The 18,661-nt window shown below is 72.6% G+C and carries 14 protein-coding genes; 6 read left to right on the top strand and 8 right to left on the bottom strand.

All coding sequences use genetic code 11. From position 1 onward, the window contains the following. Window positions 1–195: 195 nt before the first annotated feature. Window positions 196–1,236: a polysaccharide lyase gene (locus ACIA8K_RS17750; protein WP_396060044.1), complete on the top strand. Its 1,041-nt coding sequence runs from the start codon at window positions 196–198 to the stop codon at window positions 1,234–1,236. Here the strand turns inward: ACIA8K_RS17750 and ACIA8K_RS17745 are convergent. Genes ACIA8K_RS17745 through ACIA8K_RS17720 form a run of 6 tightly spaced genes read right to left on the bottom strand, consistent with a single transcriptional unit; the run spans window position 1,179 to window position 8,324 of the window. Next, window positions 1,179–2,429 (bottom strand): sensor histidine kinase, encoded by a 1,251-nt coding sequence (locus tag ACIA8K_RS17745; RefSeq protein ID WP_396060042.1) that lies wholly within the window; start codon window positions 2,427–2,429, stop codon window positions 1,179–1,181. The genes ACIA8K_RS17750 and ACIA8K_RS17745 overlap by 58 nt on opposite strands. Continuing rightward, window positions 2,426–3,106, bottom strand: coding sequence for a response regulator transcription factor (locus tag ACIA8K_RS17740; RefSeq protein WP_396060040.1), 681 nt, complete (start codon window positions 3,104–3,106; stop codon window positions 2,426–2,428). The genes ACIA8K_RS17745 and ACIA8K_RS17740 overlap by 4 nt, the downstream gene beginning before the upstream one ends. Before the next feature lie 55 nt (window positions 3,107–3,161). Next, window positions 3,162–4,424, bottom strand: coding sequence for a cation:proton antiporter (locus tag ACIA8K_RS17735; RefSeq protein WP_396060038.1), 1,263 nt, complete (start codon window positions 4,422–4,424; stop codon window positions 3,162–3,164). Next, the gene (locus ACIA8K_RS17730; protein WP_396060036.1) at window positions 4,421–5,755 is read right to left on the bottom strand and encodes a cytochrome P450; all 1,335 of its coding nucleotides are present in this window, start codon (window positions 5,753–5,755) and stop codon (window positions 4,421–4,423) included. The genes ACIA8K_RS17735 and ACIA8K_RS17730 overlap by 4 nt, the downstream gene beginning before the upstream one ends. Continuing rightward, window positions 5,752–6,783, bottom strand: coding sequence for an alpha-hydroxy acid oxidase (locus ACIA8K_RS17725; protein ID WP_396060034.1), 1,032 nt, complete (start codon window positions 6,781–6,783; stop codon window positions 5,752–5,754). Before ACIA8K_RS17725 ends, ACIA8K_RS17730 begins: the two co-directional genes overlap by 4 nt. Beyond that, window positions 6,780–8,324, bottom strand: a complete 1,545-nt coding sequence (locus tag ACIA8K_RS17720) for an NAD(P)-binding domain-containing protein (RefSeq protein ID WP_396060756.1) — start codon at window positions 8,322–8,324, stop codon at window positions 6,780–6,782. Before ACIA8K_RS17720 ends, ACIA8K_RS17725 begins: the two co-directional genes overlap by 4 nt. A gap of 152 nt (window positions 8,325–8,476) precedes the next feature. On the opposite strand from ACIA8K_RS17720, the gene ACIA8K_RS17715 reads away from it, so the two are divergent. Then, window positions 8,477–9,445: a Clp protease N-terminal domain-containing protein gene (locus ACIA8K_RS17715; protein WP_396060032.1), complete on the top strand. Its 969-nt coding sequence runs from the start codon at window positions 8,477–8,479 to the stop codon at window positions 9,443–9,445. Window positions 9,446–9,661: 216 nt separating this feature from the next. On the opposite strand, the gene ACIA8K_RS17710 is transcribed toward ACIA8K_RS17715, so the two are convergent. Then, the gene (locus tag ACIA8K_RS17710; RefSeq protein ID WP_396060030.1) at window positions 9,662–11,125 is read right to left on the bottom strand and encodes an aromatic amino acid ammonia-lyase; all 1,464 of its coding nucleotides are present in this window, start codon (window positions 11,123–11,125) and stop codon (window positions 9,662–9,664) included. A 65-nt stretch (window positions 11,126–11,190) separates the two neighbouring features. Here ACIA8K_RS17710 and ACIA8K_RS17705 point away from each other — a divergent pair, with 65 nt between their 5' ends. From ACIA8K_RS17705 to ACIA8K_RS17690, 4 genes are all read left to right on the top strand, one after another. Then, window positions 11,191–12,735, top strand: coding sequence for an NAD(P)-binding domain-containing protein (locus tag ACIA8K_RS17705; RefSeq protein ID WP_396060028.1), 1,545 nt, complete (start codon window positions 11,191–11,193; stop codon window positions 12,733–12,735). Further along, window positions 12,728–14,182 (top strand): class I adenylate-forming enzyme family protein, encoded by a 1,455-nt coding sequence (locus ACIA8K_RS17700; RefSeq protein WP_396060026.1) that lies wholly within the window; start codon window positions 12,728–12,730, stop codon window positions 14,180–14,182. The genes ACIA8K_RS17705 and ACIA8K_RS17700 overlap by 8 nt, the downstream gene beginning before the upstream one ends. An 801-nt stretch (window positions 14,183–14,983) precedes the next feature. Then, on the top strand, window positions 14,984–15,451 hold the full coding sequence (locus ACIA8K_RS17695; RefSeq protein WP_396060024.1) for a hypothetical protein: 468 nt from the start codon (window positions 14,984–14,986) through the stop codon (window positions 15,449–15,451). Between the two features lie 77 nt (window positions 15,452–15,528). After that, window positions 15,529–17,718, top strand: a complete 2,190-nt coding sequence (locus tag ACIA8K_RS17690) for a putative bifunctional diguanylate cyclase/phosphodiesterase (protein ID WP_396060022.1) — start codon at window positions 15,529–15,531, stop codon at window positions 17,716–17,718. A gap of 46 nt (window positions 17,719–17,764) precedes the next feature. Here ACIA8K_RS17690 and ACIA8K_RS17685 read toward each other — a convergent pair whose 3' ends face one another. Further along, a complete protein-coding gene (locus ACIA8K_RS17685) occupies window positions 17,765–18,616 on the bottom strand; it encodes an alpha/beta fold hydrolase (RefSeq protein WP_396060020.1) in 852 nt (283 codons plus the stop codon). Window positions 18,617–18,661 lie beyond the last annotated feature (45 nt).

The raw sequence follows: 18,661 nt of genomic DNA, 5'->3' as shown, positions 1-18,661 counted from the left end.
CGGCCCGCGCCGCTGGTGACTCGGCCGCACCGCCCAGTGCGGGTGTTGATCGTGCCACCGCGGGGCGGGAGCCCGCGGGAGCGTGCGGGCAGTTAGTCCGACGAGAGTGGGAAGATCAAAGGCTTGTGCCGCCTGCGGCGTCTCTTCACCCCTGCCACGGTACGACTCGGCGCTGCTCAGGAGTACCTTGACCTTGTGTTCGGGGAGCGAGGGCAGGGCAGGTACCGGAGGGCGGCCGCCGCGACGCTGATCGTGGCCGGTCTGGCCGGGACGGCGGCGTGTGCCGGTGACGACCCGACGGCCGCGCCGATCGTCGTGTCCCCGCCCGCTTCCACCGGGCCGCCGCCCGCCTCCGCTGCCGCCTCGCCGTCGCCGGGTTTCCAGGCGGGCCTGGGCGCCGGGCCGTCGAAGAGCCCGAGCCGGAGCCCAAGCCCGAGCCCGCCGCCCGCGAAGGCGCCGGACGGCAGGACTGTGCTGGCCACGGACTTCGAGCGGGCCACCGCCGGAACGCCTTACGGCAAGGGCGAGTGGGCGGCCGACGGGTGGGCCGCCGAGTGGGAGCTGGGGATGAGCGGACGGGCGCGGGCCGATGCCACGGCCGCGCACTCCGGCTCGCGTGCGCTGCGGGTGGATTACCCGAAGGGCGAGATCGGCCCGGAGAAGTCGGGGGCGCAGGCGCCGTTCCCGCTGGATCCGCGGCGGGATTACTTCGTGTCGCAGTGGGTGCGGTTCGGGCCGGGCTTCAGCTTCGGGACGACGAATTTCGCGGGGAAGGTGGGCCTCGGGCTGGCCGGCGGTGACTCCTGCTCCGGCGGTCAGGCCTGTGACGGCACGAACGGGTTCAGCTCCCGCCTGATCTGGGGCCGCGACGGCAAGGCGTCGATCTACTACTACTCGATGGATCATGAGAGCCAGTACGGCGACGCGGCCGACATCAACCTGACCTGGCCGCAGGACCGCTGGGTGAACGTGGTACAGCGGCTGACGGTCAACACGGTCTCCGGCGGAGCGGCGAACCCGGACGGCGCGATCGAGGTGTGGGTGAACGGCGCCCGCACCGCCCACATCACCGGCCTGCGGTTCGTCAGCAACGGCGATCAGGTGGACAGCGCGTACTTCTCGTCGTTCGCGGGCGGCGGTGACACCACGTTCGCGCCGCGGGCGGACAGCCACATCCTCTACGACGACCTTGAGGTGTCCACCGGCTGGCCCGCGACGGCGGCGGCCCGCAGGTAACGCCTGGCGGGCGGCAGCCGGACCGCGAACGTCGCGCCGCCACCGGGCCGGGCGGTCGCCTCGATGCTGCCGCCGTGCTTCTCGACCACTTCGCGGACCAGCGCGAGGCCGAGCCCGAAGCCGGAGGCGCGGCCCCGGTGGAAGCGGTCGAAGATGCGGCCGGCCTCGGCCGGGTCGAAGCCGGCACCGGTGTCGGTCACGGTCAGCTCCACCCGGCCCGCCGGGCCGGCTGCCACCGTCACTGTGACGGTGCCGCCGGGCGGCGTGTGCGCGAGCGCGTTGTTGATCAGCTCACTCACCACCCGGCGCAGCGCGGACGGCACGCCGGGCACGATCAGCGGCGCGCCGGGGCCGGCCGCGGTGAGCGTGACGCCCCGGGCGGCCGCGCGGTCGGCGTCGATCGCGACCACGTCGCGGGCCAGCGCGGCCAGGTCGACGTCGGCCGAGGGCTGCGCGTTGCCGAACTGGGCGGAGAGCAGCAGATCGTCGACGATCTCGCCGAGCAGCCGGGTGTTGCCGATCAGCCGGTCGAGGTCGGTGCGCTGGTCCGGTGGGAGCGAGGCGCGGCGCGCCATCAGCTGGGCACGCGTGTGCACGCGGGCGATCGGGGTGCGCAGCTCGTGGCTGGCGTCCGCGACGAACCGGCGCTGGCGGCGCAGCGCGTCCGCGAGCGGCGCCACCGCGTGACCGCCGGCGAGCAGGCCGGCCAGCAGCGCGATCAGCAGGCCGAGCGCCTCCGCGAGGCCGAGCGCCTTGAGCAGCAGCAACCGGTCGGCGCGCTGGTACCGGGTGTCGAAGACGGCCTGCACCGTGGCGTCGCCGCGGCGCTCGGTGAGCACTGTGTAGACAGTGCCGTTGCGGGCGGTCTCGGTCAGCTCGACGCCGCCGGACGCCGCGACCGCGTCGAGCTGCTCGCGGAGCGGGAAGCCGGGTGGCGGCGGGAGCGCGCCGGTGTCAAGCACGCCGCCGGTGGAGATGATCAGCCAGGTGCAGCCGGGCGGGCCGCCGGGGTCGGCGCGTTGCGCGTTCCAGTGCAGCTCGCGGCGGATCTGGGTGGCCTGACCCTGTACCAGCACCGCGTGGGAGACGGCGCCGACAAGCGCGATCAGGCCGACCACGAGCAGGCCGACGACAAGCCCGATCTGCCGGCGGGCGCGGGCCACGGCGGCGCGGTCGGCCGCGTCGCCGGTCACAGCTCCCCCAGCCGGTAGCCGAGGCCGTGCACGGTACGGACGGCCGCGCGCCCGAGCTTGCGCCGCAGGTAGTAGACGTAGGTGTCCACGATGGACGCGGCGTGCGCCTCGTCGAAGACCCGGCGGCGCAGCTCGGACCGGGAGTGCACGGTGGCGGGCCGGGCGGCCAGCACCCGCAGCAGCTCGAACTCGCGCGCGGAGAGCGGCACCCGGTCCCCGGTCGGCAGCACGGCCTCGCGCATCGACAGGTCGAGCAGTCCGGCGCCGATCCGCAGCGCCTCGGTCGCGTCAGCGGTGCGGCGGCACAGCGCACGCAGCCGGGCGCTCAACTCGTCCAAGTCGAACGGCTTACCAAGGTAGTCGTCCGCGCCGGCGTCGAGGCCGGCGATCCGGTCGTCGACAGTGCCGAGCGCGGTCAGGATCAGCGCCCGGGCCGGGACCGCGCGCTGCCGCAGCCGGGTGAGCAGACCGAGGCCGTCGAGCGCGGGCAGGCCGCGGTCGATCACCAGCACGTCGTACGGGCGGCTGAGCCCGAGGTGGAGCCCGCGGTGTCCGTCCGCGGCGTGGTCGACGAGGTATCCCTCGCCGGCCAGCGCCTCGGTAAGCGTCTCCGTGAGGTCGGCGTCGTCTTCGACAAGCAGAAGGCGATGCGCGACAGAAGATCCGTTCCTGCGCATTTCCAGAGAATCGCACAGGTTGAATACCCAACGACAGTGGTAAATGTCTACGAATTCAGCGGGACCCGAGAACAACAGCCGGGGAGACAGGTACCGCGGTGACCTCCCGGCGGTCCAGCCAGGACAGCAGCGGCGTGGTCATCAGCGTGGTGACCAGCGCGACAAGCACCAGCGCGGTGAACATCGCCGGGCCGACGATCCCGGCCTCGAGCCCCACGTTCAGCGCGATGAGCTGCATCAGGCCGCGCGCGTTCATCAGCGCGCCGACGCGCAGCGCGACCGGCTGCGACTCGCCGCGCAACCGGGCCGCGGCCCAGCAGCCGCCGAACTTGCCGGCGACCGCGAGCGTGACGCAGGCGAGCGCGAAGAGCAGCACCGCCGGGTCGGAGAGCAACGCGAACTCGGTCCGCAGCCCGGAATAGGTGAAGAACAACGGCAGGAAGACGATCTGGCAGATCGGGGTAAGCGTGGCCACCACCGATTCCGTGCGCGCGGTACGCGGCATGATCACGCCGATCGAGAACGCGCCGAACACCGCGTAGAGGCCGATCTCGTCGGTGTACCAGGCGACCAGGAACAGCAGCGCCACCATGCCGAGCAGGCGCGCGGTCTCGCTGATCCGGTCGCTTTCCATCAGCCTGCGGGTGAGCGGGCGGGCGACGTACCAGATCAGCACCGCGAAGAGCGCGGCGCCGCCGATCGTGATCAGGGCGGGCAGGACCGCGCCGGACGCGGCCGCGAGCACGCAGGCGAGCAGGATCCAGGCCACCACATCGTCGATCGCGCCGCTGGCAAGCGACACCGAGCCGTGCCGGGTGCCGGCGTGCCCGCGTTCGGTGATGATCCTGGCCAGCATCGGGAACGCGGTGATCGCCAGCGCCACGCCCACGAACGCGGCGGAGACACCGATCGGCACGCCGTCCTTGAGCACCGGCGCGCGGTCGCCGGCGGCAAGCACCAGCAGCACGCCGAGCGCGAGCGGCGCGGTCACGCCCGCGGCCGAGACCGCGCCCGCGGTGCCGGCCAGGCCGTCGATGCGGTGCGAGCGGAACGCGTACCCGGCCTGGAACATGAAGATGACAAGCCCGACCTGACCGACCACGTAGAGCACCGGGTACAGCTCGCGCGGGAAGAGCGCGGCCTGCACGTCCGGCAGCAGCAGTCCGAGCAGCGACGGGCCGAGCAGGACGCCGGCAAGCATCTCGCTTACCACGGCCGGCTGACCCACCCGGCCGAGCAGCCAGGACACGAGTCGGCAGAAGAGCAGGATGACTGCCACGGCGATGAAGAACCGTGGCGCCAGGTCGACGGGACTCACAGGCCTCCCCCTTCGAAGTAGGTGGTGCACAACCGCTGCCGCCGCGCGTCGACGACCATCCAGCTCCCCAGCAGCAGCTGGGTGAGGCTGCGGCCCACGTCCGCCCACCGGTCCCGGAAGCGCATGGCGGCCAGCCGCGCCCGGCCCGGCGGGCGCACTCCGGCCGGCGTCAGGTAGCAGGGGCCGCGCGACGGCAGCGACCGGCTGTGCGCCACGGACGAGGCGAGCGTGAAGCGGCGCAGCACCTCGCGGGTGACCGCGCGCAGCATCACCGGCGCGGAGCCGCGGGCCGGGCAGGCGCGGTTCGCGGTCACGCCGAACGGGATGAAGTGCGCGTCCCGCCGCCGGACGCTCAGCCACCGGCCGGGGTCGAACGTGTCGTCCGCGGCCGGGCCGGTGCGCTGGTAGGCGAGGTAGTTGAAGAGCAGCACGGACCCGGCCGGGAGCGTCACCGCCGGGGACACCTCGATCGGCGCGGACGTGATCCGGTGCGCGACGCCGAAGAGCGGGTGCACGCGAAGCGTCTCGTCGATGATCCGGTCGAGCTCGTCGTCGTCCGGCTCGGCGCCGACCAGGCCTGGATGCCGCGCGATCGCCAGCAGCACGTGCGCGGCCGCCTCGGACATCTGCACGACCGCGGTGTTGAAGAACGCGCCCTGCAGGTACCAGGCGGTCTCCTGCGCGGTGAACGGCGGCGGCAGCACGACCGGGCAGCTGCCGTCCTCGATCCGGGCCCGGAGATAGCGGGTCAGGCGGTCGCGGCGGTCCAGGTGCCGAAGCCCGCAGCCCTTGAGCGCGGTCACCACGTCGTGCGCGTTCGCGACGATCATCGCGCGTGCGCCGGGCGGGCAGGGCTCCGCGAAGACCAGCTCGTAGTAGACCTCGGCCCAGACCGGCATCATCGCGTCCCGCAGCCTCAGGTGGCTTGAGCTGTGCGCGGGCAGGCGGTCGAGCGCGTTCCGGATCGCGTCGGTCGCCAGCTGATCGGAGCGGGCGTGCGGCACGGCAAGCACCCGCCTGCTGACGCGCGCCACCGCGGCGTACCGCTCCCCCGGCTCCAGATGCTCCTGGTGCATCTGCGGCCCCGGGGCCAGCCAGTACCAGAACAGGTCGGACAGTCCGGCGCCGCGGCTGCGCCCGTCCGCGGCCGGATCCTCGTAGACGCGCAGGAAATGCTCCGCGCCCACGCGCGGGCCCGGCACCGGAATGCCCACCGTCCCGTTCACCCGCGTGAAGATCCATTCACGCAGCCGCACCACCGCCGGCGGCAGAAACCGGGGCAGCAACCACAGACCCACAAGCAGCGGGGGTACGGCGTAGAGGCGCATCATGTCGTCAGCAGGTCCGGGGTCAGATCTGCAAGGGTCGCAGCACCGCACAGCGCCATCACGCTCAGCACGTCCTCGTGCAGCAGCTCAAGCACCTGCCGCACACCCCGCTCGCCGTCATAAGCCAGCCCCCAGAGCACCGGCCGTCCGATGAGGACCGCGGCCGCGCCGAGCGCCAGCGCGGTCACCACGTCCGTGCCGCGCCGCACGCCGCCGTCGAGCAGCACCGGGATCCGGCCCTGCACCGCGTCCACCACGCCCGGCAGCGCGTCGAGCGTGGCGACCGCGTTGTCCAACTGACGGCCGCCGTGGTTGGACACGATGATCCCGTCCGCGCCGCGTTCGACCGCCTCACGCGCGTCCGCCGGGTGCACGATGCCCTTGAGCAGGATCGGCGTGCTCGTGCTCTCGCGCAGCCGGGAGATGTCGTCCCAGCCCAGCGCCGGGTCCATCACGATGTCCCGGACAACGCCGGTGGCGGGATCACGCATGTTCTCGCAGGCGAAGCCGTCCGGCAGGTCGAGGAAGCTGTTGCGCAGGTCGCGGTCGCGGTGACCGAAGACCGGCGAGTCCACGGTCACCACGAGCGCGGCACAGCCCGCCGCCCGCTTCACCAGGTGTGCGGTGAAGTCCCGGTCCGGCTGCAGGTAGAGCTGGAACCACAGCGGGCCGCCGGCCGCCGAGATCTCCTCAAGCGACTGGGTGGCCGCCATGCTTACCGCCATCACGGTGCCGGCGTCCCGGGCCGCGCGCGCCGTGCCGGCCTCGCCGTCCGGGTGCGCCAGCCGGTGGAACGCGGTCGGCGCGATCAGGACCGGGCCGCGCGTGCGTACGCCGAACAGCTCCAGGCCAGGGTCCGGCGTGCCCGTCGCACGCAGCACCCGGGGAAGCAGCCTCCGGCGGTCGAACGCGTCCGTGTTGTGCCGGATCGTGCGCTCCTCACCGGCACCTCCGGCGAAGAAGTCGTAGCGGGGCGGTGCGAGGCGTCGGCGGGCGTGCTCGGCCACATCGTTCAACGTCACTACGGTCATGGCGTGACCCTAGAGGCGATGAAGGCACACAGAGGTTTCCGGTGGACGTCCGGCCGGTCCCACTGGTTCTCCAGATTCTCCGCCAGGTGGTGCGTGCCGGTGAGGACGCCGTCCCGGTAGTGACGGACGACCGGGTGCAGATAGGCGGCGTCGTGCGCCTGGCCCGGTGTGTCCTGCGCGATCCGGGAGACCTCGATGTCGAACGGGTCCACCGCGTCGTGCTCCGGGCCGTACTCGAGCGTCACCACGAACGCATGCCGGTGCGCGCCCAGCCCGCCCTCCGCGTGGAAGGCGACCGGCACCTCCTCGTGGTACGCGGCCGTCCCGCCGTCGACGGTGACCACGTCGCCGAGCACGCCGAACTGCTGCCAGAGGCCGGACGAGCGGTTGACCCGGGCGATGATCGCGTCCGCGACGTCATCCGGGCCGAGCGGCGTGGACGGCCAGGGCGCATTCTCGTACCGCTGGCGCAGGATCTTGTGCAGTGCCTGCACCGTGTACCGGAAGCCGTGGATGAAGCCGTTCGTGGACTTCTTGAAGTCGCGCTGCTGGCTGAGCGTGCCCGCCACATAGAGGCCGGGGACGTCTGCCGACTCGAACGCCGCGGTCTGTGCCGGGAACCGGTCCCTGATGGTCAGCGCGGGCCGGGCCGTGCCGGTGAAGATGCCCGCGTCGAACGCGAACCCGGTACACGCGATGACCCGGTCGTAGTGCAGCTCCTTGACCAACTCGTTCACCCGGGAGAACGCGAACGCGACGCGGAAACCGTCCCCGTCCCGCTCGATGCTGCGGACCGCGCCGTCAAGCACCGCGTTCGCGGACTTGAGCTGGTACGTGTCCAGGAAGTTGTTGTTCACCGCCCGCAGATGCCCGACGTAGTGCGTGCGCCACGCGAACCGCACCGGACTCGGCCCCGCCACATGGATCACCGCGGTCGTCTCCATCAGCGCGTCAGCGGTCTCGAACGCCGAGTTCCCCTTCCCGATGATCAGCACCCGCTGGTCCCAGTAGTCCTTCGGGTCGGTGGAGATGTCCGCGTAGTTCTCCGCCAGCTCGATGCCGGGAATCGGCGCCCGGTAGGGCTTCGAGACGCCGGTCGCCACGATCAGCCGCCGGCCCCGGTACTCCCTGCCTGAGCTGTCAGTCAGCGTGAACACGTCGTCGGCGCGCGCGACCCGTACCACCTCGGTCTGGTATCGGATCCGGTCCTTCAGCGGCTCGGCGAAGTCCGCGAGGTAGCGCACCAGGTCGTCCGCGTCCGGGAAGTACCTGTCGCTGTACCGGGTGAACCGCAGCGCCGGATCGCCGGACAGCAGCGAGTTCCAGTCCAGCCGCAGGTTCAGCTCCGGATCCGCCGACCCGGTCCGCGGCTTGTTGATCGAGATCAGCGTCCGGTGCCGCGGATAGCGGGCGAAGAACGCGCCGGGCACTGACGCCCGCTCCAGCACCAGAAAGTCCTCGCCGGACGCCTCCATCAGCGCCGCCAACTGCAGCCCCGCCGGCCCCGCCCCGAGAATCAGGTAATCCCGCGTCACATCCATCACCCCGGCGACGCTAGGCGCCCGGTTTCAGAAAAAACTCAAACGCCTCTACCTATGGATAGAGGCGGGATCGGCCGTCGGGGCGAGGGAAGGGCGGGGTGCGGGGCATAGCGTCGTTGTCGAGGGCGGGATCGGCGAGTGAGGGGACGACGATGGCGGACGAGGTTGCGGTCGGGGACAGGCTGTCGACGACGCTCGCGCGGGCGCGAGGCCTGGCCGGGGGTGGGGCGATCGGGACCGGGCATCTGCTGTACTCGGCGGCGCACGACAAGGAGACCGGGGCGCTGCTTGACGCGTTCGAGGTCACGCCGATCGTGGTCCGGACCGTGCTGGCCATGCCGGGGCGGGTCGCGGCCGAGCCGGGCGCTGAGCTGGTGGTCAGCGCGGACACCGAGCCCGTCGAGCGCGACTTCGAGGGTTTTCCGGCCGCACGGGACGTGTACGACCACGTCTATCCGATCTCGACTGCCGCATATGCCGCATTGAGTGCGGTCACCAACGACTCACGGATGGCGCTGCTTGCCGCGCTGCTCAGCGATCCCACCGCCGAGGCGCCCGCGATCCTCCGGGACGCCGGCGTGGATCCGGCGGAGGTGCGGCGGGCGGCGGGGACCGGTACCGTGCCGGAGCGCGCGGACCGGCTGGACCCGGAGCTGCGCCCGGCCCGCGACGCGCTGCTGTGCCGTGTCCGCTACCGGGGGCGCGGGCTGCGGGACCGGCTGTTGTTCTCCGTGTTCGCCCGGGAGATCAACCATGCGGCGCACCCGGTGATGTGGGTGCGGGTGGAGGCGGACCGGCTCGCGAGGGAGCAGAACCGGGCCACCCGGACCGACGACGTGCTGCTGGCCATGCTGATCACGCACGAGGTCGCGGCCGCCTATCCGCACCTGACCGCCGCGTTCCGGGAGAACTTCGGCGGCGGCGCGGCGCTTCACGCCCGGAACATAGACCACCGGCGGGTACGCGCGGCCGCGCTCGCCGAGACCGGCCGGGACGAGGTGCCGCCCGGCAGGATCCTCGTCCCGGGCCCGGACTGGACCGACGACACCCGCGTCCTGCTCGACCGTCTCGCCGCCCACCCGGGCAACCGCTCCTCGCACATCGTGGCGGCGCTGAGCTGAGCGGGGCTTACCGGGCCCGATGACACCTGGGCGATTTCTCGGAGCCCGCGGTCGCCGGAGACCCGGGTGACCGTGCCGGCGACACGATCGCGCCCACGGCCTCACCGCTCGCCCTCGCCACGGCGTTTCAGGCCGCGACGTTTCAGCCGCGACGACTCAGGGCGCAGCGACTCAGGCCGCGACGAGTTAGGCCGCACCAAATCAGACTGCGACGTTTCAGGCCGCGGCGGCGACGAGCGTTGCGGCCCGCCGGACGTCCGCGTCGAGCGGGCGGTCCGGGTCAACCGGCGGGATGACGGCCTCGAGCTGGTCGAGCAGCGCCGCGCAGGCCGGTGCGGTGGGATTACGCGCGCCGACGTGCGCGGCCTGGCGCAGGCCGAGCGCGAGCGATCCGCAGAGCAGATGAAGCAACTCCGCCTGGTCATAGGCGCGAAGCGCGGCCTGCGTGCCGAACGGGACCACGTCCTGGTTGTGCAGGTTCGTGGGCAGGCTCTGCATGCTCGCCGGCGTGGCATCGCGGCGGAGGTGCGCGGCGAACGCGGTGGTGGCCAGCTGGACGCCCTGGAGCCCGTGCTGCTGTCCCGGCCCGGCCGCGAGCATCGGCGGCAGGCCTGTGTTGCGGGCCGGGTCGACGAGCAGGTCGAGCTGCCGTTCCGCGAGGTTGCCGAGTTGCGCGAGGACGAGTGCGAGGTGGTCGGCGGCGAACGCGGCGGGCTGGCCGAAGAAGTTGCCGCCGTGCAGCACCGCGCCGTCCGGGCCGGGGAACAGCAGCGGGTTGTCGCTTACCGAGGTGAGGTCGGCCGCGAGCACACCGTCGATGTAGGACAGCGCGTCGGACGCGGCGCCGAGCAGCTGGGGCGCGCAGCGGATGCTGTACGGCTCCTGGAGCGGCCGGTCACCTGAGGGTGTCACGCCGGCGAGCCGTTCGCGCAGGAACGACGCCACCCGTGCGGCGCCGGGGTGCGAGTAGGCAGCGATCAGCCGGGCGTCGAGGAACTGCGGGTCGCAGCCGAGCAGGTCGGCGAGCAGCGCGGTGAGCAGCTGCAGCGCGCGGTGTGAGCGGTGGGCCGAGCGCTGGGCCAGGCCGAGCGCCGCGGTGGTCACTGACACGCCGTTGACAAGGGCGAGCGCGTCCCGTCCGTCGAGGGTGAGCGGGGTGAGCCCGGCCTTGTCAAGCGCGTCGCCGGCCGGTAGCCGGGTCCCGTCGAGGTAGGCGTGGCCACGTCCGCGCAACGCCTGGGCGGCGTAGGCGAGCGGGATCAGGTCGCCTGACGCGCCGACCGAGCCGTACCGGGGCACCGCGGGTGTGAACGTGGTGCCGAGCGCCGCGGTGAGCGCGTCGATGACGTGCGGGGAGACGCCGGAGAGGCCGCGCGCGAGCGAGCCGGCCCGGACCAGCAGCGCGGCGCGCACGATCGGCAGCGGCAGGTCCGGGCCCTGGCCGGCGCCGAGGTGGGCGAGCGTGTTGTCGGCCTGGTCCGCACCGGTCGCGCGCCCGGCGTAGCCGACAAGCGCACCGAAGCCGGTGGTGGAGCCGTAGATCGGGCCGCGCGCCTCGGACAGGAATTCGCGGCCCGCGTGCACGGCCGCACGGGCCGGGGCGGGCAGGTCGACGGCGATGGGGTTCGCGGCCGCGTGCAGGTCGTCGAGGTGCAGCGGGCCGGGCAGGTCGAGCGCCATGTCCGGCGAGGTTAGGCCGCGATTCTCAGAGTCGCTTTGAAAAGCCCCGAATAGCCTCGCCTGGCATGACGCGCGACTATCTGATCATCGGTGCCGGGCCCGCCGGATTGCAGCTCGCCGCGCTGCTGGAGCGGGACGGCCGTGACTTCGCGGTGCTCGAGGCGGGTCCGGCGCCCGGCACGTTCTTCCGCACCTATCCGCGCCACCGGCAGCTCATCTCGATCAACAAGGTCTACACCGGACAGTCGGATCCGGAGCGCGCGATGAGGATGGACTGGAACTCGCTGCTTACCGACGATCCGGCGCTGCGCTTCGCCAATTACAGCCGCCGCTACTTCCCGGGTGCGGACGATCTGCTGCGCTACCTCGCCGACTTCGCCGCGCCACTCAAGGGCAGGATCCACTACCACACCGCTGTGGTACGGGTGGAGCGCGCCGACGGCGTCTTCACACTCACAGACGCTTCGGGCGAGGTGCACAGTTGCCGGCGGCTGATCGTCGCGACAGGCGTCTCGCAGCTCTACGTGCCGTCGATTCCGGGTGTGGAGCTGGCCGAGCGCTACGACACCGTGAGCGTGGACCCTGCGGACTTCACCGACCAGCGGGTGCTGATCATCGGCAAGGGCAACTCCGCGTTCGAGACCGCGGACGCGCTCGTGGAGACCACCGCGGCCGTGCATGTGGCCGGTCCGCACTCGATCCGGTTCGCGTGGCAGACGCACTACGTCGGGCATCTGCGGGCGGTGAACAACACCTTCCTCGACACCTACCAGCTGAAGTCCGGCAACGCGGTGCTCGACGGGACCGTGGAGAAGATCGAGCGGCGGCCGGAGGGCGGGTTCCGGGTCGAGTTCCGCTACGCGCGCACGGTCGAGGCTATCCGCGTGCTGCACTACGACCGCATCATCCTGTGCACGGGCTTCCGGTTCGACGCCTCGATCTTCGGCGCGAGCGCGCGTCCCGGGCTGGCGATCAACGACCGGTTCCCGGCGCAGACCCCGGCGTTCGAGTCGGCCGACGTCCCCGGGCTGTACGTGGCGGGCACGCTCAGCCAGCAGCGCGACTTCAAGAAGTCCACGAACGGTTTCATCCACGGCTTCCGTTATGCGGTGCGGGCACTGCACAAGATCCTGATGCAGCGGTACGAGGACGTGCCCTGGCCCTCGGTGGAGCTCGGCCAGTCCGCGATCGCCGGCGCGATCATCACCCGGGTCAACAGTTCCTCGGGGCTGTGGCAGCAGTTCGGCGTGCTCGGCGACGTCGTCACAGTGGACGGCGAGCGGGCCGCGTACCACGAGGAGGTGCCGGTCTCGTTCTTCAGGGAGGGCGGGCTTGGCGCACACCGGCACGCGTTCGTGGTGACGCTCGAGTACGGCCCGGACCACGACACCGTGGATCCGTTCGACGTCTCCGTCCCGCGGATCGCGGAGAACGACCCGTTCGCCGCGCACGACGCCAGTTATCTGCATCCGGTGGTGCGGCACTACGTCGACGGCGCACCCCGCGGCGAGCATCACCTGGCGGAGAACCTGGAGAACGAGTGGGATCTGCCCGCGGTGCACCGGCTGCCGCTGGAGATCTTCGTGAAGGCGGCGCTGGCCGATGACTGACCGGCCGTACCCACAGGTGATTCTGGATCTGCTCCTGGCGGCCGGCGACCGGACGGTGTTCGAGGAGGGCGACCGGCACACCGGCGGCGCGGAGCTGCTCGCGCTCATCGGCCGGATCAGCGGCGGCCTGGCCCGGGCCGGTATCGGGCCGGGTGACGGGGTGGCGCTCGCGGTCGGCGTCACGGCCGAGGCGTTCGCGGCGATCGTGGCGGCGCACGTGGCCGGCGCGCGCGTCACCGGCCTCCGGCCCGGCCTGCCCGCGTCACACCTCGCCCACCTGCTGCGCAACGGCGACGCGGCAGTGATCGTGGATCCCGCGCGCGCCGCCGAGCTGTCCGGCGCACCTCACGTGCTGTCGCTGCCCGAGCTGCTTGACGGGCCGGTGTCGGAACTCCGGCCGGCCGCGCGGCCCGGTGACATCGCCCGGGTCATCCACACCAGCGGCAGCACCGGCCTTCCCAAGGGCTGCCTGCAGACCTATGCGGCGCTCGGCGCGGGATGGGCGCCGCACCCCGAGCGGTGGCCGGGCGTGATCCGGCGGCTCGCCCCCCGGTTGCGCCGCCACCTGGTGTTCGGCACGCTTGCCAGCCAGGTCATGTTCGAGTACGGCGTGATGGCGCTCGCGGCCGGTGGCACGCTCGTCGCCGCACGCCCGGACCTGCCCGGCGCGATCGTCAGGCACCACGCCACCTCCACCGTGATCACCGTGCCGAAGCTGCGCGCACTGGTCGCGGCCGGCGGTCCCGGGCCTGATTCGCTACGCGCGCTGATGGTCTCCGGCTCGCCGCTCGACCCGGCGCTGCTCGCGGACGCGATCGACAGGCTCGGCCCGGTGGTCTTCCACGGTTACGGGCAGACCGAGACCGGGATGATCACCATGCTGTCGCCGGAGGAGATGACGACCTCGCGGGTACGGTCCTCGGTCGGCCGCCCGCCCGGGTCCGTCGACGTCGAGGTCCGCGGCGAGGACGGCCGGGTGTGCCGGGTGGGCGCGATCGGCGAGGTGTTCGCGCGGACGCCGGCGCAGGCGTGCGGCTACCTGGACGACCCGGCGGAGAGCGCGGCCGTGTTCGTGGACGGCTGGGTGCGTACCCGCGACCTGGGAAGCATCGACGAGGACGGATATCTGCACCTGGCCGGCCGCACCCGCGACGTGATCATTGTGAACGCGAACGTGCAGTACGCCGTGCCGATCGAGCGTGCGCTCGCCGGGCACCCGTCGGTGGCGGAGGCGCACGTGGTCGGCGTGCCGTCGGAGCAGTCCGGGGAGGCGGTGCGCGCGTTTGTCGTACCCGCGGCCGGGTCTGTGGATTGTGATCTTCTGCGGGCCGTGGTCCGTGCCGAGCTGGGCGAGGCGGCCGTGCCCAGCCGGATCACCGTGATCGCGCGGACGCCGCTCACACCCGCGGGCAAGCCGGACAAGGCGGCGCTGCTCGCATCGGGCTGACGACCCCGCCGGCCCGGCTCGGCGTCGAGACGCACGGCGGTGGCTCCCGGGACGCGAGTCGAGACGCACGGCGGTGACTCCCCGGGACGCGACAGGCCGGGCCGGGCCGTCGAGGCGACATGGTCATTTAGGGGTTTATGCCCTATTTTGTCTAGGTGATCTTCCGCCTGGGGTCTGCCGTCGCGCTCGTCGTGGCGGCCACCCCGCTCGTCCTGCCCAGCCCGTCCGCCGCCGCACCGGCCTCGGTGCCGGATCCACCGGTCAATGTGGTCGCCGTCCCCGGCGTGGAGTCGATCCGGGTGAGCTGGCAGAACCCGCCGATGGAGCTTGGCGTGGCGAACTACGTCGCCTACGCGGAGCCGGGCGGCGCGACCTGCGAGACGCTCGACTGGCGGTCGTTCGGATGCGTGCTCACCGTCCCGGCCGGAGTGTCCTATCGGGTCTCGGTGCGCAGCAACGGCACGAGCGCGCCCGCCTACGCCCCGGACCGGATCACGCCGATCGCGGCGGCCGGGAAGCCGCCCGGTCGCGGGCTGCCGGCCACCGGACAGCGCGTGCTGATCCCGGTCGCGGCCGGCATCCTGCTGCTCGTGCTCGGCGCGGCCGCGTCGCTCGCCGGGCGCGGCCGGCTCAGCGTGCGGCGGGAGCCCCCTTCACCGACTCGGGGATCGGCGGCCGCCCCACATCGTCCCTTCGGCCAGTTCTTCACAGTTCCCGCCATGCCGGAGGCGGAACAGGGCTGGGCTGTGAGGGCCTGGCGCACCGCCCGGCACATCACGACAGGGGGACGAGATGTCAGTCATGACGGGGATCGCCGTGGCCGCGCTTGCCGCGACGCTTGGCGCGGGCGACACGTCGAGCGCCGGGACGATCAAGGCGAAGTTCGTGCCGCCACCCACCGCCACCATCACCACGCCCGCCAGCCCGCTGGCGCTGCAGTCGTTGCACGGCAAGCCGGTGAAGATCTCCTTCGCCGGGAAGGGCAGGGACGCGGCGAAGCAGGCCGTGCCGGGCACCCGCTTCCGGTGGACCGCGTACGGCACCGGCGGCGCGAAGAAGGTGCTCTGCACGGGCAGCGCCGTGCCGCATCCGGGCCCGGTCAACGGGATCACCATCTACCGCAACTGCGCGTCGTTCACGGCCGAGCTGGGCATGCTGCCGCAGGACGTGGCCTCGACGACCTGGTGGGTGACGCTTGAGGTCTTCAGCTTCGGGGACACGGCCGGCGAGGACACCGAGTCGGTCCGGCTCGACTATGTGGCACTCTGACCCGGCACGGACGGGAAACGTGCTTCTCGCGCTCGGTCTGTAGGACAAAACCACCTGCACGACCGACAATGGGCCAGGTGAACGACGCGCGAAGGCCGTGGTGGCTGCTGCTCGCAGGGCTGCCGCCGGCCGCTGTCGCACCGCTGCTGCCGGCCGCCGTGCACGAGGCGGTCTACGCCGTGCTCGGCACGGTGGCGGCCGGCACCGCGCTGCGCCGGGCGCGCGTTGTAGCGCGACCGCTGCCGTGGCGTCTGCTCGGCGCGGGCGCCGCGATCGGCGCGGTGTGCAGCGCCGTGTGGGGTGTGGGATTCCTGCTTGACTCGGCGCCGTCCGCCCCGATCGACCTCGCCTACTTCGCCATGTACCTGCTGATCGGCGCCGCGCTGTTCGCGCTCCCGGCGGAGCACGGACCGGCGGGCGGCGGCGTGGTGGAGGCGGGCGTCGTGACCTGCACCGTCGCGCTGCTTGGCTGGTTCCTGCTCTACGATCCGATGATCCACGACCGGGGCTCGTGGGACCTGACCGACGCCGCCATGGCGTACCCCCTGTTCGATCTGGTGTTGATCGCCGCCTCGGTGCGGCTGGTCACGGTCGCCGCCCGGCTGACCGCGACCCACGTGTTCCTGCTGCTGGCGGTCGTCTCGGTGAGCGTCGCCGACACCGCCCACTTCCTGTCGGTGCACGCGGGCGGCGACTGGGCCGGCGAGGGCCTCAGCGTGACCGGCTGGTCGCTGCTCTACCTGTTCCTGGCCATGGCCGGCCGATGGCCCACCACGCGTGACGACGAGCCCGGGCGGATCAGGTCCCGCCGGAGTGCCGGCCTGATCTACGCGGTACTGGTCGCGGTCAACCCGGTCGTCACGGCCGTCGCCTTCCTGCTCGACCTCAAGGAGCAGGAGTACGACGTGGTGGACGTGGTGCTGCCGCTGACCATCACGTCAGTGGTCGGCATGCTGCTGGTGCTGCGGCTCGACCACACCCAGCGGCGCCTGGCCCGGCTGGCGCTGCACGACGAGCTGACCGGCCTGCCGAACCGCACCGAGCTTGAACTGCGGCTGGCCAGGGCGCTCGGCGGCGACCGGCCGGGCAGCCTGCTCGTGCTCGACCTGGACGACTTCAAGCACGTCAACGACTCGCTCGGCCACCCGGCCGGGGACGCGCTGCTGTCGGCCGTGACCACCCGGCTGCGCGCCACCACCGGCGGGCAGGGCCTGGCCCGGCTCGGCGGCGACGAGTTCGCGGTGCTGACCGGCACGCCGGACCCGGCCGCGCTCGGCGCCCGCATCCTGTCCGCGCTGCGCGACCCGTTCGAGGTCCGCGGCCACCGGCTGCACGTCACCGCGAGCGCCGGCCTGCGGCCGCTGACCGGCGTGCGCGACGCCGCGGAGGCGCTCGGCGACGCGGACCTCGCGCTCTACGCGGCGAAGGCCGAGGGCAAGGACCGGATCACCGTGTACGAGGCCGCGCTCCGCGAGACCCGGCTGCGGCGGATCGCCATCGTGGAGCGCCTGCGCGCCGCACTGTTCACCGACGAGATCACCGTGCACTACCAGCCGATCGTGGCGCTCCGCACCGGCCGCTTCGACGCGGTCGAGGCGCTGGTCCGGTGGTACCCGCCCGGCCGGGACCCACTCCCGCCGGACGCGTTCATCCCGGCCGCCGAGGACAGCGGCCTGATCGTGCCGCTCGGCGACCTGGTGCTGCGCCAGGCGTGCCGCGCGGCCGAGCCCTGGCACCGGCGGCACGGCACGCTCGTCACAGTGAACGTCTCCCCGCGCCAGCTTCGCGAGCCGGACTTCGCGGTCACGGTACGGCGCGCCCTTCTCGACTCCGGCCTGCCCGCCACCGCGCTGGTCCTGGAGATCACCGAGGGTGTGCTTGTCGGCTCCGCCCACGCCGCGCTGGCCAACGAGCATCTGAGCGAACTGCGCCGGGACGGGGTACGGGTGGCAGTCGACGACTTCGGCACCGGCTACTCGTCGCTCGCGTACCTGCGCGACCTCCCGATCGACATCCTCAAGATCGACCGCTCGTTCCTTGCCGATCCCGGCTCCGCCCCGATGATCCGCGCGATCGTCGACCTCGCGCACGGCCTCGGGCTGACCACTGTCGGGGAGGGCGTGGAGACCGCGGAGCAGGCCGCGCTGCTCCGCGAGCTGGACTGCGACAAGGGGCAGGGCTGGCACTACGGCCGGCCGGCGTCGGCGGACCTGACGACTGTGGTGCTGAGCACGCCGCTGAGGAGCGGGCTGGCCGGTCCGGTCTGACCGTCCTACATCGGCCCTGCACGCCTGCCGGGGTATTCCGCCGGGATCAGCCCGTAAGCACCTCACGCAGCCGCGCGGCGAACTCCGCGGGCTTGCCGGCATAGCCGAACCCGCCGCCCAGGAAACCCCCGTGGTGGCTCGGGAACACCACGACCTCCTGGCCGAGCAGCCGCGCGGTGCCCTCCGCCGTGCGTGCCGTGTACGTCCCCGCGGACTCCTCGCCCACCGCGATCACGATCCGGGTCGGCGCGGCGGAGAGCACTGCCGCATCCGGCCGGTAGTCGGTGATCGGCCACGAGTGCTTCGACAGCAGCGGGTCGTCGCGGTCGCCGTCGTCCTCGGCCGGCATGCCGAACATCGCCGGATCCGGCGCGGGCTGGGCGAAGTACTCCTCGGTGAACTCGCCCTGCCACCCGGTCATCGCGATGAACTGCGCCATGCCCGCGCCCCGCCCACCCTTCTCGTAGGCCTCGTGGAAGCCGGCCCGGGCCCGCACCGCGTTCGCCTCGTCCGGCAGCACCGCGTTGATCGGCGGTTCGTGCGCGACAAGCGTGATCACGTCGTGCGGGTGCCGGGCCACAAGCGCCAGCCCGGTCACCGCGCCGCCGCTGCTTGCGAACACCTCGACCGGCCCCGCACCAAGCGCCTCGATCAGCGCGTGCAGGTCGTCGGCCTGGCGCTCCGGCGTGTGGTCCCGCCGGCCGTCCGAGCGGGTGCTGCGCCCGAGGCCACGCGGGTCGTACGTGACGACCGTACGGTCCGCGAAGTGCCCGGCGAGCTCCGTGAACCCGTCTGCGGTCATCGGCTGGCCGATCATCAACAGCAACGGCGCGGCGATCGGGCCGCGCACGTCGTACACCAGCTCGGCCCCGTCGACGCTCAGCGTCTGTGTCGTCATGCCCGAGAGGGTACGTCCGCGCCCAGGCCCCGTGTGCCGGTTCCG

Source organism: Catenuloplanes sp. NPDC051500, from assembly GCF_044454585.1.
Classification (GTDB): Bacteria; Actinomycetota; Actinomycetes; order Mycobacteriales; family Micromonosporaceae; genus Catenuloplanes.
The sequence above is the reverse complement of the archived record's forward strand: the minus strand, read 5'-3'. Positions and strand labels throughout refer to the sequence as shown.

Bases quoted from the DNA above. Each gene is read 5' to 3' on its own strand.
- ACIA8K_RS17705 (WP_396060028.1), top strand. From the start codon at position 11,191: ATGACGCGCGACTATCTGATCATCGGTGCCGGGCCCGCCGGATTGCAG.
- ACIA8K_RS17720 (WP_396060756.1), bottom strand. From the start codon at position 8,324: ATGGATGTGACGCGGGATTACCTGATTCTCGGGGCGGGGCCGGCGGGG.
- ACIA8K_RS17725 (WP_396060034.1), bottom strand. From the start codon at position 6,783: ATGACCGTAGTGACGTTGAACGATGTGGCCGAGCACGCCCGCCGACGC.
- ACIA8K_RS17710 (WP_396060030.1), bottom strand. From the start codon at position 11,125: ATGGCGCTCGACCTGCCCGGCCCGCTGCACCTCGACGACCTGCACGCG.
- ACIA8K_RS17695 (WP_396060024.1), top strand. From the start codon at position 14,984: ATGACGGGGATCGCCGTGGCCGCGCTTGCCGCGACGCTTGGCGCGGGC.
- ACIA8K_RS17740 (WP_396060040.1), bottom strand. From the start codon at position 3,106: ATGCGCAGGAACGGATCTTCTGTCGCGCATCGCCTTCTGCTTGTCGAA.
- ACIA8K_RS17685 (WP_396060020.1), bottom strand. From the start codon at position 18,616: ATGACGACACAGACGCTGAGCGTCGACGGGGCCGAGCTGGTGTACGAC.
- ACIA8K_RS17700 (WP_396060026.1), top strand. From the start codon at position 12,728: ATGACTGACCGGCCGTACCCACAGGTGATTCTGGATCTGCTCCTGGCG.
- ACIA8K_RS17730 (WP_396060036.1), bottom strand. From the start codon at position 5,755: ATGATGCGCCTCTACGCCGTACCCCCGCTGCTTGTGGGTCTGTGGTTG.
- ACIA8K_RS17715 (WP_396060032.1), top strand. From the start codon at position 8,477: ATGGCGGACGAGGTTGCGGTCGGGGACAGGCTGTCGACGACGCTCGCG.